At 41.9% G+C, this 13,847-nt stretch carries 11 protein-coding genes; 9 read left to right on the forward strand and 2 right to left on the reverse strand.

What is annotated here, in order from left to right; all coding sequences use genetic code 11:
- The first annotated feature begins 226 nt into the window (after window positions 1–226).
- The 8 genes from ACGG81_RS00195 to ACGG81_RS00230 all read left to right on the forward strand — a co-directional run bounded on the left by ACGG81_RS00195 (window position 227) and on the right by ACGG81_RS00230 (window position 9,398).
- On the forward strand, window positions 227–2,827 hold the full coding sequence (locus ACGG81_RS00195) for a cation-translocating P-type ATPase (RefSeq protein WP_009263807.1): 2,601 nt from the start codon (window positions 227–229) through the stop codon (window positions 2,825–2,827).
- Between the two features lie 11 nt (window positions 2,828–2,838).
- Window positions 2,839–4,032, forward strand: coding sequence for an AI-2E family transporter (locus tag ACGG81_RS00200; protein ID WP_008977641.1), 1,194 nt, complete (start codon window positions 2,839–2,841; stop codon window positions 4,030–4,032).
- Window positions 4,010–4,954 (forward strand): leucine-rich repeat domain-containing protein, encoded by a 945-nt coding sequence (locus tag ACGG81_RS00205; protein ID WP_390108946.1) that lies wholly within the window; start codon window positions 4,010–4,012, stop codon window positions 4,952–4,954. Before ACGG81_RS00200 ends, ACGG81_RS00205 begins: the two co-directional genes overlap by 23 nt.
- A 47-nt stretch (window positions 4,955–5,001) precedes the next feature.
- Window positions 5,002–6,366: a VWA-like domain-containing protein gene (locus tag ACGG81_RS00210; protein ID WP_390108949.1), complete on the forward strand. Its 1,365-nt coding sequence runs from the start codon at window positions 5,002–5,004 to the stop codon at window positions 6,364–6,366.
- Complete coding sequence (locus ACGG81_RS00215) at window positions 6,356–7,870, forward strand: ATP-binding protein (protein ID WP_390108950.1); 1,515 nt, start codon at window positions 6,356–6,358, stop codon at window positions 7,868–7,870. The genes ACGG81_RS00210 and ACGG81_RS00215 overlap by 11 nt, the downstream gene beginning before the upstream one ends.
- A gap of 62 nt (window positions 7,871–7,932) precedes the next feature.
- The gene (locus ACGG81_RS00220) at window positions 7,933–8,520 is read left to right on the forward strand and encodes a nucleoside recognition domain-containing protein (RefSeq protein WP_009263802.1); all 588 of its coding nucleotides are present in this window, start codon (window positions 7,933–7,935) and stop codon (window positions 8,518–8,520) included.
- A gap of 115 nt (window positions 8,521–8,635) precedes the next feature.
- Complete coding sequence (locus tag ACGG81_RS00225) at window positions 8,636–8,812, forward strand: ribbon-helix-helix domain-containing protein (RefSeq protein WP_008977636.1); 177 nt, start codon at window positions 8,636–8,638, stop codon at window positions 8,810–8,812.
- Window positions 8,813–8,864: 52 nt separating this feature from the next.
- Window positions 8,865–9,398 carry a spore maturation protein gene (locus tag ACGG81_RS00230; protein ID WP_008977635.1) on the forward strand — a complete coding sequence of 178 codons (534 nt, stop codon included), beginning with the start codon at window positions 8,865–8,867 and terminating at the stop codon, window positions 9,396–9,398.
- 128 nt (window positions 9,399–9,526) lie between these two features.
- Here the strand turns inward: ACGG81_RS00230 and ACGG81_RS00235 are convergent, their stop codons facing one another.
- Window positions 9,527–10,393 (reverse strand): DUF4474 domain-containing protein, encoded by an 867-nt coding sequence (locus tag ACGG81_RS00235; RefSeq protein WP_116440935.1) that lies wholly within the window; start codon window positions 10,391–10,393, stop codon window positions 9,527–9,529.
- Window positions 10,394–10,461: 68 nt separating this feature from the next.
- Entirely contained in the window at window positions 10,462–12,231 is a 1,770-nt protein-coding gene (locus ACGG81_RS00240) for a DUF885 domain-containing protein (protein ID WP_009263800.1), read from the reverse strand.
- Between the two features lie 77 nt (window positions 12,232–12,308).
- Between ACGG81_RS00240 and ACGG81_RS00245 the strand changes: the two genes are divergently transcribed.
- Window positions 12,309–13,844 carry a trypsin-like peptidase domain-containing protein gene (locus tag ACGG81_RS00245; RefSeq protein ID WP_116441381.1) on the forward strand — a complete coding sequence of 512 codons (1,536 nt, stop codon included), beginning with the start codon at window positions 12,309–12,311 and terminating at the stop codon, window positions 13,842–13,844.
- Window positions 13,845–13,847 lie beyond the last annotated feature (3 nt).

Raw genomic sequence — 13,847 nt, forward strand, 5'->3', positions numbered from 1 at the left:
TCCGTATCGTAATTAAATGGCGAGACTTTTATTGCATATAACAAACATATGCAATAAGAAGGCTCGTCATTTTTTATTGCACAGTTATAAGATCTTTTTCTTTGATGTTGAAATGTTTTTACAGATTCTGGCATAATAAAGACAAGATCATATAGCAGCAGGAGGCGTTGGAAGAACCTATGGTGACAGATAGAAACTTCTTCATTGCAGGATAGGAGGGTGAAACATGGACAAATTTTATCAATTGTCGAAAGAAGAGACAAGAAAAAAGGTAAACGGCCAGCAGGAGCCGCTTACAGACCAGCAGGTCAGGGAACACCAGGAAAAATATGGAAAGAATGAGCTGGTGGAAGGAAAGAAAAAGAGCACGTTTCAGATTTTCCTGGAACAGTATAAAGATTTCCTTGTAATCATTCTGATCGCAGCGGCGATTGTATCTGGATTCCTCGGGGATGCAGAGAGTGCGATCGTTATTTTAGTCGTAATCACGATGAATGCGATTCTCGGAACTGTGCAGACGGTCAAGGCAGAACAGTCATTAAACAGTTTAAAGAAATTATCAGGTCCGACAGCGAAGGTACTTCGTAATGGAAATGTGATCCAGATTCCTTCGGTAGAATTAACCGTTGGTGATGAAGTTATGCTGGAAGCCGGAGACTATGTGCCGGCAGACGGACGTATTCTTCAGAATGCAAGCTTGAAAATTGACGAGAGCGCCCTTACAGGTGAAAGTCTTGGTGTAGAAAAGTCAGATGAAGTGATTTCTGGAGAAGTTCCACTTGGAGACCAAACAAACATGGTATTCTCAGGAAGCTTTGTCACTTACGGAAGAGGTTCTTTCCTTGTAACCGGAATCGGTATGGAGACGGAGGTTGGTAAGATCGCAACATTGTTGAAAACAACTTCTGAGAAACGTACTCCACTTCAGATTAACTTAGATCAGTTTGGACAGAAATTATCTATCATTATTTTAATTTTCTGTGGTATTTTATTTGGAATCAATGTATTCCGCGGAGATTCTATCGGAGATGCATTCCTCTTTGCAGTTGCCCTTGCAGTAGCGGCAATCCCAGAGGCATTAAGCTCTATCGTGACGATCGTTCTTTCTTTTGGTACACAGAAGATGGCAAAAGAACATGCGATCATCCGTAAGCTTCAGGCTGTAGAAGGACTTGGAAGTGTATCTATCATCTGTTCGGATAAGACAGGTACTCTGACACAGAATAAGATGACAGTAGAAGATTATTATGTAAACGAAAAGAGAATTCCGGCAGCCGAGATCGATATTCAGAAGAAAGAGCAAAGACAGCTTTTGGATTACAGTATTCTCTGTAATGACTCTACAAACGTAGATGGTATGGAAATCGGTGACCCGACAGAGACAGCTCTGATCAATATTGGAACAAGACTTGGAGTAGGGACAATGGATGTCAGAGAAGCCTATCCGAGAAAGACAGAGATTCCGTTTGACAGTGACAGAAAATTAATGTCCACTGTCAATGAGATGGACGGAGAGCGTGTCATGATCACAAAGGGTGCAGTAGATGTACTCTTAAACCGTATGGCTTATATTCAAAAGGGAGATAGTGTCTGCCCGATCACAGATGCTGACAAAGCAGCGATCGAAGCACAGAACCAGGAATTTTCAAGAGGCGGACTTCGCGTGCTTGCATTTGCATATAAGAAGATGGAAGATGAAAGAGATCTTTGCCTGGAAGATGAAAACGATCTGATCTTCCTTGGTCTGATCTCTATGATGGATCCGCCGCGAGTAGAATCTGCAGATGCGGTTGCAGAATGTATCCGCGCAGGAATCAAGCCAATTATGATCACAGGTGACCACAAGGTGACAGCGGCAGCGATCGCTAAGAGAATTGGTATTTTAAAAGACGAATCAGAGGCATGTGAAGGTGCGGAGATTGATAATTTATCGGATGAAGAGTTAAAAGATTTTGTAGAGCATGTGTCAGTATATGCACGAGTTTCACCGGAACATAAAATCCGTATTGTGCGCGCATGGCAGGAAAAAGGAAATATCGTATCTATGACAGGTGACGGTGTCAACGATGCCCCTGCATTAAAGCAGGCGGATATTGGTGTTGCAATGGGAATCACAGGAAGTGAAGTTTCCAAAGATGCAGCATCTATGGTACTGACAGACGATAACTTTGCAACAATTATTAAGGCAGTAGAAAACGGACGTAATGTCTATAAAAATATCAAAGGTTCCATCCAGTTCCTGTTATCCGGTAACTTTGGTGCAATCCTTGCGGTATTGTATGCATCTATCGCAGGTCTTCCGGTTCCATTTGCACCGGTACACTTATTGTTTATCAACTTGCTGACAGATAGCCTTCCGGCAATTGCACTTGGTCTGGAACCACATACAAAAGATGTCATGAATGAAAAACCTCGTCCGATGAACGAATCTATTCTGACAAAAGATTTTCTGATTAAGATTGCAACAGAAGGTCTTTCTATCGGTGTAACAACAATGATCGCATTTTTAATTGGATTCAAGGGTGGCGATGCAGTGCTTGCAAGTACAATGGCATTTGGTACTCTTTGTACAGCAAGACTTGTTCATGGATTTAACTGTAAATCAGACAGACCGGTTCTCTTTAAGAAAAAAATGTGGAACAATATTTATCTGATCGGGGCATTCCTTCTCGGATTAGTATTGATTACAAGTGTACTGATGATTCCGGCACTGCACTCTGTATTTAAAGTATCTACATTGACCATCCAGCAGTTACTGATCGTATATGGTCTTGCAGCTGCAAACCTTCCGATCATTCAGTTATTAAAATGCTTCCGTAAGAAATAGAAGGGGGTTCAATGAACTTAAATAACGAATCAATCAAAAAAATCCGCGGACTGATCCTTTTCACAGCGTTGATCGTGATCGGTCTGTGGAAGTATGAAATTGTTCTGGATGCGGTTCATTTTTTGTTTAGCATTGCTTTTCCATTTATTTTGGGAGGTGCGATCGCATTCATACTAAATGTTCCGATGAATTTTATGGAGAAAGTATTTTTCTCCAATCAATGGGCAAAGAATAACAAGATTGTGCAGAAAATCAAGAAACCGTGTAGTTTAGTCTTGTCGATTATGCTTGTACTTGGTATTATCTTTGTTGTAATCTTCGTTGTATTTCCGCAGCTAGGAAAAACAATTTTAATGCTGGGAGAAAGCATTCAGGTATTTATACCGAAGCTTGAGCTGTGGGCAGAAGATTTATTTCAAAATAATACGGGAATCATCGAGTGGATTGAGACGATGGAGTTTGACTGGGATAAGATGATCCAAGGCGGAATTGATTTTCTCAGAAATGGAGCAGGAAGTGTCTTAAATACAACTTTTGCAGCGGCAAAAAGTATTGTCAGTGGATTGACAACATTCTTTATTTCAGCGGTATTTGCATGTTATATCCTACTTCAGAAAAAGAAGCTGACAGTTCAGATCCAGAAGGTGCTGTATGCATTTTTGCCGGAGAAAAAGGTTAGTACTGTTCTTGATATTTGTTCACTGACTTACCGGACATTTTCCAATTTCCTTACCGGGCAGTGTATGGAAGCGGTTATTTTAGGAACAATGTTCTTTATCAGCATGAGTATTCTGAGAATGCCATATGCACTGTTGATCGGTGTGTTAATCGCATTTACAGCTTTGATCCCGATTTTTGGGGCGTTTATCGGATGTGTGATCGGTACATTTCTAATTCTGATGGTCAACCCAATGCAGGCGATCGGTTTTATAGTCTTATTCTTAGTCTTACAGCAGGTGGAGGGAAATCTGATCTATCCGCACGTTGTTGGAGGATCTGTAGGCCTTCCTTCCATGTGGGTGCTTGTTGCAGTCAGTCTTGGAGGAAGTCTGATGGGACTTGTAGGAATGCTGATCTTTATCCCGATGGTTTCTGTGATCTATACATTGTTCAGAGGATATGTGTATGAGAGATTGAGAAAGAAAAATATCACAGTGTTCGAGAAGAAAGAGGAAAAGGAACATGGAACAGAGACAGAAGAATAAGGAATTTGAAATAAAAGTCAACGGAGACAGCGCAATTATTTTGCGCTGTTTTTCGTATGGAGAGAGTGCGGTGATTCCGCGGGAAATTGATGGATACAGGGTGACGGAGATTGCACCGTATGCATTTTCGGCACATATGGACTATCCGCCGGAGGAGGAAACCGGGCAGGATGCGTTGTGTGGAGAACGGTTGGAGGAAATTGTTTTGCCGGATACGATCGAGAAAATCGGTCGGTATGCGTTTTATAATTGTAGAAATTTAAAACGATTGAAGTTTTCTACAGATATTCGAGATATTGGGGCAGGGGCATTTACCGGATGTCATCAGATTGAAAAAATGGATGTGACGGTGGTTCCCGAAAAAAGGTCATGCTTCCGGGAACTGCTCATTGAGATCGGAGAGGAACAAGAAGTCATGTATCACTGCCCGGATGGAGATGCAAAGCTGATCTTTCCGGAATATTTTGAGGAGGCAGTGGAAAATACTCCGGCGAGGATCCTCGTCACAAAGACGCACGGAAGTGGGATGTGGTATCGAAATTGTATCGTGAAGAATGAATTGCAATTTGACCAGTATGATAAGCGGTTTGCGTGGGCGGTGGAAAATGAGCAGGAAGAAGTTGTGGTGGCACTTGCATTTGCACGACTTTTGTATCCGTACCGGCTTGCGGAGGATGCAAAGGAACAGTATGAGGGGTACTTAAAATCTCATGTGGAAAATGTGTCAGAGTATCTTTTGAAGAAAAAAGATATGAAACTTCTCACATATTATGTGGAACATTGTATTGACAATGTGGATAACCTTCGTGTATTAATAGACATGGTGGGGATAACCGGGGAGGCATCGATGATGAGCTATCTGATGGAGCAGTATCATCAGAGATTTGCTGTAACAGAGAAAAAGAAGAAGTTTGAATTATAGAAGGAAGAAAGATAAGAAAAGCAATGATAAAAAGAGAGGAGGAAGCGATGAATATTATACAGAAACAGCAGCAAAGAGAACTGGAAAAGATTGAGATCTGCATGGATATCTGGAAGCAGGCGAGAAATGAACTGTATTTGTCGATGCGATTTCTTGATGTGTCTTTGAGTCGATTTTTCTTTTTGCCGGAGACGAATATAACAGGGATGGGGACAGATGGATTTGGCATTTATTTTTATCCGGATGCATTGATCTACCTGTATAAAAAGGATCGGATCTATATTAATCGAGCCTATCTTCATATAGTATTTCATTGTCTGTTTGGACATTTGACGATTCCGAAAACTGTAGATACCGCTTTGTGGGATCTTGCGGCAGATATTGCGGTGGAGTCGATCATTGACGGACTTTCTGTACGCGCAGTCAGAAGATATGTTTCGCCATATCGGAAAAAAGTGTATCAGAGTCTGAGGGAAAAGATGAAGGTACTGACAGTCGCAGGAATTTATCAAGTGTTGGAAGAAAAAGAGGCGGGAAGAGAAGAAGATACATGGATTGGAGAAGCTGATTTTGAAAAACTGCGAGGAGAGTTTTTTGTGGATGATCATCAGCTTTGGAATCAGGAAGTTCCGCCGCAGAAAATGATGGAACGGCAGAAAGAGTGGAAAGAGGAAAACGAGAAGCTTCAGACGAAAATGGAGACGTTTGCAAAAGAAGCATCAGAAGATGCAGAGGCACTTGCAGAGCAGGTGCGCGTAGAAAATCGGACACGATATGATTATAAAAAATTTTTGAGAAAATTTTCAGTACTAAAAGAGGAAATACAGGTAGATCCAGATACCTTTGATTATATATTTTATCACTATGGAATGGAGATGTTCGAAAATGTACCATTGATCGAACCGCAGGAGACGAAGGAAGTGCATAAAGTCGAGGACTTTGTCATTGCCGTTGATACATCGATGTCGTGCAAAGAAGAGCTGATCCGAAAATTTTTAGAGCAGACATACAGTGTGTTAAGTGAGTCGGAGAGCTTTTTCAGAAAAATCTGTGTGCATATCATCCAGTGTGATGATAAAGTACAGTCAGATGTAGTGATCCATAATCAGGAAGAGATGGAACGCTATATGGAGCAGTTTGAGATACATGGATTTGGCGGCACTGATTTTCGCCCTGTGTTCGGTTATGTCAATGAGTTGATTGCCAAGAAAGCGTTTCGAAGACTCCGTGGTCTGATTTATTTTACAGATGGATATGGAACATTCCCGGCGAAAAAGCCGTTGTATGAAACTGCGTTCGTATTTTTAAAAGAGGATTACAGTGATGTGGACGTGCCGGCGTGGGCGATGAAACTGATACTGGAGCCAGAACAATTAAGAAGAACAGAAGGTGAGATGGAATATGGATATTAAGAGAGCAAAGGAAGAAATCAAAGATTCAATCGAAGCATATTTGCTGAAAGATGCATATGGAGAATATGAGATCCCGGTGATGAGACAGCGACCGATATTTCTTTTAGGAGCACCGGGAATCGGAAAAACACAGATTATGGAACAGGTTGCGAGAGAATGTGGGATCGGGCTGGTGGCGTATACAATCACGCACCATACAAGACAGAGTGCGATTGGATTACCGCTGATCTCAAAAAATGAGTATGGGGGAAAAGCGTATTCGGTTACAGAATATACAATGAGTGAGATCATTGCATCGGTGTATAAAAAGATAGAAGAAACAGGGCTTTCAGAAGGAATTTTATTTATCGATGAGATCAACTGTGTGTCGGAGACACTTGCTCCGGCAATGCTTCAGTTTCTGCAGTATAAGACGTTTGGAAATCATGAAGTACCAAAAGGCTGGGTGATTGTGGCAGCGGGGAATCCGCCGGAGTATAACAAGTCCGTCAGAGAATTTGATGTGGTGACGATGGACCGCGTGAAGAAAATCGAGGTGGAAGCAGATTTTTCGGTTTGGAAAGAGTATGCTTACCATCAGGGGATTCACCCGGCAGTGATTTCTTATCTGACAAACAGACAAAATTATTTTTACAAGATGGAACATACAGTAGATGGCTCCTTCTTCGCAACACCAAGAGGATGGGAAGATCTGTCAAGGCTGATCCAAGTGTATGAAAAACTGGGGAAAAAAGTAGACAGAGATGTGGTCGGTTCCTATATTCAGTTTCCGGAGATTGCAAAGGATTTTGCAAATTATCTGGAGCTGTATTACCGCTATGAGGCAGATTATCAGGTTGAACAGGTGATGGGAGGAAAGATTCCGGAAATCTTGTTGAAAAAGATTTCCCATGCATCTTTTGATGAAAAGCTAAGTGTGATCAGCCTGCTCCTTGCGCGTGTCACAGAAGTTTTCCGCAAAGTATTTGGGCAGGAAGCCTATGTTTCTATGCTGTTTGAGAAGTTAAAACAATACAAAGATGTGCTTGGTCAGAAAAAGGAAGCAGTGGAGGCATTCCGGGAAATTTTAGAAGAAACTTGTGAGGAACAGAAGGAAAAAGAACGTGCAAAACTGCTCACAAAAACGGAAAAGATTGTTTATCGAAAAGGGATCGAGAAATTGGAACTGTATCTGAAGGTATTGGAGGAGGGGCAGATTTCTGATGGAGAGGATGCATTTGAGAAAATCCGCGGACTTTTTGCAGAAGAGCGCGGTGCTTATGAAAAGCTGGAGGAATCTGCGGGACAGAAACTGGAGTATGCATTTGACTTTATGGAGATTGCCTTTGGAGCCAGTCAGGAAATGACAATCTTTATCACGGAACTAAATATGAATGCTTACAGTGTAAAGTTCCTTCAAGAATACCAGTGCGATAGATATTATCAATACAACAAGCAGCTTGTGTTTGATGAGACTGACAGAAATATCCGGAACCGGATCGAGCGGGTGGAGATGCCGCTTTAGAGAATATAAGAGTTCCCCGGGACATAGAGTATATTTATAAAATAAATATGGGGGAGAAAAAGTTGTTAAATGATCTTTGGGCAGGAATGATACTTGTAGGAATTATCTATGGAGCGTTGACAGGGAGGATGGCAGATGTCACGAACGCGGCGCTGGACTCTTCCAAGGAAGCAGTGACACTTTGTATTACAATGCTTGGAGTAATGTCTTTTTGGGTAGGGCTTATGGAAATTGCACAGCGGTCAGGGCTGATCGCTGCAGCATCGCGAAAACTACAGCCTGTGGTACATTTTCTGTTTCCAGACGTGCCAGAAGGACACGAAGCAAATAGACATATTACAACAAATATCATTGCAAACATCCTGGGGCTTGGATGGGCAGCAACGCCGGCAGGACTGATGGCGATGAAGAGTCTTCAGGAAGTCAATCCAAACAAGGACAAAAGCATTGCGAGCAGAGATATGTGTACGTTTTTGATTTTAAATATTTCTTCTTTGCAGCTCATTCCAATCAATATCATTGCCTATCGGAGTCAGTATGGAAGTGTAAATCCGGCAGGGATTGTCGGGGCGGGGATTGTGGCGACGCTGGTCAGTACGGTAGTCGGAGTAGCATTTGCAATGGCGATGAGGAAAAGGAAGCGCGTGTAGGAAAAGAGATTTTGTCATCCTGGTGTGTTTTTTGAAATACCAAAACATATTTTAGACTTGATTTTTTGTAATACATATATTATGATTATTGTAATACAAAAAAGGAGATGAGATTATGGGAAAACCAGGAAGACCAAAGGGGAGTGACAATAAGGAGAAGATCTGTTCTCTGCGCCTGGATGAACAGACGTTAAAGCGCCTGAATGCTTACTGTGAGCGCCTGAAAGTGGCAAAGTCAGAGGTGATCCGGGAGGCAATCGAGCGGATTTTGGAGGAAGATCAGTATAAATAGTTTTCCGTTTTCATAAGATGATAAGAGCCTATTTATGAAAACGGAGGAGTAGATGAAGTTCTTACTATATCTGAGTGATTTTATCGTACCTTTTGTGATTTTCTATATCGTCGGTTTTGGAATTTTGATGAAGACAAATGTCTATGAGCATTTTATAAAGGGTGCGAGAAAGGGATTTTTTACTGTTATTAAGATTATGCCTACATTGATCGGGCTGATGGTTGCGGTAGGAGTATTGAGAGCTTCTGGATTTTTAGATTTTTTTGCGGAAGTGGTCAGTAGGTTTGTGGTACATATCGGATTTCCGGTACAGCTCGTACCGCTTACGATCGTCAGGATGTTTTCTTCCTCAGCAGCTACAGGGCTGGTACTGGACATCTTTAAGGAATATGGAACAGATTCGTACATTGGGCTTGTGGCATCTATCATGATGAGCTGCACGGAGACAATCTTTTATACGATGTCTGTGTATTTTATGACAGCGAATATCAAAAAGACAAGATACACACTGGCGGGAGCGCTTTTGGCGACATTTGCAGGAATTGCAGTAAGTGTACTGCTTGCATCGGGGATGTATGCCGGGTAATGATTTTCTGACAGACTGAACCGGAGAGTAGGAAAGCTCTCCGGTTCCGTAAGGAAATTCTCGTAGAATTCAGTGTATTTTGTTATCGGGTATATCGTAAAATTCAGTGTTTTCGTTATGTGGAACTGTCAGCTTCTGATGCGGCATAGATACCGGAACATAGAAGGATGAGAAGTGTGCAGATAGATTAGTTTATCTGTGGTATTGTCAAAAGGGTGCGTAAGGAAAGAATACAGATGACAGTGGAAAGCGTTTTGCCATTTGACTGCATTCTCTTTAAACTGCGAGGATCGTGTATGATAATTGGGGGATTCGTTGACGGAAGGAAAGAGGAAAGAAATCGTAAGTTTGCGAATCGTAAGCTCGCATTCGGAATAACCTGCTTCCAGTAAGCCGTGAATGAATCTTTGCAGCATGAATGTATCCGGAAAGGTAACAGATACTTTTAATTGAGAGTCTGCGGAAACAGGACATCGTCCAATTTGGAATCCGCTTAGTCGCCAGTGTCGTTTGCTGAGCTGAAAAGTGGACAGGTCTTCTTCCAGAAGCTCTAAGGAAAGAGGAAGAAATTCAGATTCTGCTATACTAAAAAATCGGGTTGTAGTTCTGTTTTGGGGAGAGACAATGTGGTCAGCACAATATAGTCCGATCTCTCCGCCAAAATAGATTCCATATTGACCTTTTTTCAACTTGATCAGACATGTTTTTTCGTTATAGTCAAAGTAGATCAGAAGAGCATCCTGAAGAGAAACATCGCGGATGGCAGTATCAGCAGGACGGCGGCAGGTTTTTGGGAGCCACGCGTCCTCTCGATAGGTAAAGAGATCATGTAGAGGCAGATAGGACAAATCATATGGAAGGAGCAAGTTCTGCAAAAGAGCCGATTTCTTTTCAGAGGGCATTCTTTGGATCTGAAGAATCAGCTTTTTCCTTTTGTGATAATTCAAAAGGAAGAGAAGAAAGAGCAGCAATAAAAATACTGGTAAGAAAGACATAAAAACCTCCTTGGAAATATCTTATTGTATTGTATGCCACAGAGGAGTCGGATGTGTGACAGGGCAGCTTATCTATCAACCGCATATTTAGAAACAATATCAAATGGGGCAGGTCCGACATCGAGAACTGCACGGTGAAAGTTTTTCTGGGAGAATTCATCTCCGTCTATTTTCATCGCTTTCTTTTTCAATTCCATAAATTCAAGATAGCCAACATAATATTTCAAGTAATTTCCCGGATCAGATAGGATCAAATTATATATTTCCTGGATAGCATCGGTATCTTTGATTCCATAATCAGAGAAAAAGCGTACAGTATCGGGTACCGACCATCCATCGTAATGGATTCCAATATCTGCGGCAGCATAGAGTCCAAGTGTCAGAGAACCATTTTTTTGAAACAGCGCAGCCTGGTCTTTTGGCAGCGGACTCAGATAGTAGGAGCACATCTCGGCATAAGTTGCCCATCCTTCCACATAACCGCTAAAATTAAAAATGCTGCGGAGAGGTTCTGTATTTTTTTCAGCAAAATAAGTTGTTTGATACAAGTGTCCGGGATAGCCTTCGTGTGCAAGTGTCGTAAATAGTTTTAGGGTATCGACATTGCGGGATTGGTTGATGTAGATTACATTTTCTGACTGGTCGTCAATGGCGGGAATCATATAAAATGCAGGGCTCAAATAAGGTTCCATAGCATTGGGAACATATTTCACTTGAGCAGTTACGTCTGGAGGAGCAGGAAAGGCAGCAGAAGATTTTTGTTCCAGCAATGTTAAAATCTGTTCCGGCTGATTCCGGTCAATCTGGTTTTGCAGAAAAATATCTGACTTGTCTGGAGGTGCTTCGGCAGAGACAGGACGCGAGGCAAGTTCAGGATCTTTGGACAACAATGTCTGAATAGACAAAAGATCAGAGGAAATCTGGTCATGGATTAATTTTTTTATTTCCGATACCGAGCGAGGTGAGCCGGTATCTCTTTCTACGACATAGCTATAGTATTCTTTTCCATTCGGAAAATAACAGACTCCCTTTTTATTTTTTCCACTGCCGCGCAGTTCTAGAAGGGCATCGATCAGTGACTCATAAGCTGGAACGACAGCATTTGCAATCATTTCTTGATTTTTCTTTTGATAATTCCTTTTTACAGTAGAAGAAAGTCCAGGTATCTTGGAAAGCCGTTCATCAAAAGTTGTGAGCAGATAATTGGAATCTTTCATGTCGACAAAGGAACTACATTGGTCGACCACAGCATCTACGGTGCTGTCCGGGATGAATAGACCACTATCTGCCTTCTCCTTTTCGAAGGAGATCAGAGAGTTGAAGTAATCCGGGGTACAGGATAAGAGTGAGAGATATGTATCGACATCTTTTATATCATGAAATGGATATTCCGCTAATAGCACCGGGAGCTGTGCCTGAATTCCGGTAATCTCTCCTAATGGTTCCTCGTATAAGAGATAGGGAGCGCCTTTTTGGGCAGTCTGCAAATAAGATTCGAGAATATCGTAGGTGAGTTTATTTTCGTCTGTGAGATCTTCATAGTGATAATGGGACAAAGCAGAAAGACTGTTTTCTAGAGATGCCATCATTCCGGTCGTATTTGTGGAAAAAGATCCGTATGTAACCGGAGCCTGGACGATATCGTAGGCAGATGGATCTTTCAATGTGTAATGTAGTCCAATAGTATTTGCAGCCACATCCTGCCGGAATAGTTCAAGAGTAAATTGACGGAAAGCGGTGTTAGTGTCGGAAGATGCTCGAATAGAAGAGCAGCCGGAGAAGAGTAAAGAGGACGATAAGAGCAGTGCAGTAAATGAAGTAAGATATTTGTTTTTCATAGATACTCCAAAGACATTTTTAACAGTTTATGAGAAAGAAGCGGGAAAAAGACATGGATTCAGAGGAGATGGTGTATATGACAAAAGAAGTGAAAAAGCTGTTGCTTGTAATCTGGATGACAGTTGTGGCAGTGTGCTGTCTTCCGACGATAACTGTGGCAGAAGAGGGAGCAGCAAAATCAGATGAAAGAGAGGAAATGATTTCGGATGCCGTTCTTCCGGTAGCAGTTGGTTATCGAAACGACAGTGGGGAAGTGTCCTATTATCTCAATGGGACTTCTTTTCTGATCAACGAGCAAGCAGTTCTTACGAATAAGCATGTGGCGGTTCCAGATGAGATACTTTTGGAAAAAATTATGGAAGAGCATGCGCTGAACGAATTGCCGGAGAAAGATGAAAGGTTGGGAATCTACGTAATGACAGGAAAAAATATGTTTGTTCCTGCAAAGATTCATGCAAGTGTGCAGAGTGATCGGATGGATTTTGCAGTTTTGCAGTTGTCGTCGAAGTTATACGACAGAGAGAGTTTGACATTAGGGGAAGGAGTGCCGCCGGAAGAAGGAAACCCTATTACGTTTGTCGGCTGTTCTGGGGAGGGATACCGGGAAAAAATTTTGGAGAAAATTCCACAGATATCAGAGCGAGGAGAGGTTATCCGTCTTAGTGAATCGGAGGAGGTACCAGATGGAGAGAATGATAAAGTCATCGAACATAATATTCCACTATATGGAGCAGGGGCTGGAAGCCCGCTTCTAAATGCCAACAGGGAAGTTGTGGGAATTAATGTGTTCCAGGAGGGGATGGTGCCATATGCAGTGCAGATCTATCATATCAGAAAGGCATTGGATACATTTGAAATTCCTTATAAAAAGCCGGAAACAATGGCGGAGGGAGAAAAGCAAACAGAGAAGCATACAGAGCAGGCAGAAAAAGAGCGAAAAAGATTTAGTAAAAAAATAGATTCACTGGAAAATAGAGAGAACCAAAACGGAGGAGAAACCGGGAGAACAGGGGTGATACTGGCTGTTTTCGGAGGAATGGCAGCCATGATTTGGATGTCAGTGCATACAAATCAGAAAAAACATGCAGAGAAGAACGGAGCAAGAATGCAACATACATACCAACAGATGCAGACATCAAAAAGGCAGGTACGACAAGTGGATGGAAGGACAGAAAGCAGATATTCGCCTGGAAGAAGGAAAAGAGAAGAAGAGAGAGAATGGAATATGGAGGAATATATGATGGCAAGTGAAGGCGTGGGAGAAACAACATTGCTAAATGCAGCGGGAGGAGAAACAACAGTACTTCACAATGCAGAGTTTGCATATTTGCTTCGAAAGGATACAGGAGAGAGAATCCTGATCAATACGCAGCCATTTTTGATTGGAAAGGAGCAGAGGAAAGTCAATTACTGTATCCGGGATAATACATCGGTCAGCAGATGTCACGCAAAAATCAGCAAGCAAGGGTGGCAGTATTATATCGAGGATCAAAATTCGACAAATGGAACTTATGTAGAGGGAAAGGCATTACACCCATACCAGGAAACTGCTCTGTCAGACAATGTGACAATCCGTCTGTCGGATGAGGTGTTTGAATTTCATTTCATGTAAAAA

Origin of the sequence: Faecalimonas umbilicata, assembly GCF_042846195.1 — a bacterium.
GTDB classification, from domain to species: Bacteria; Bacillota; Clostridia; order Lachnospirales; family Lachnospiraceae; genus Faecalimonas; species Faecalimonas umbilicata.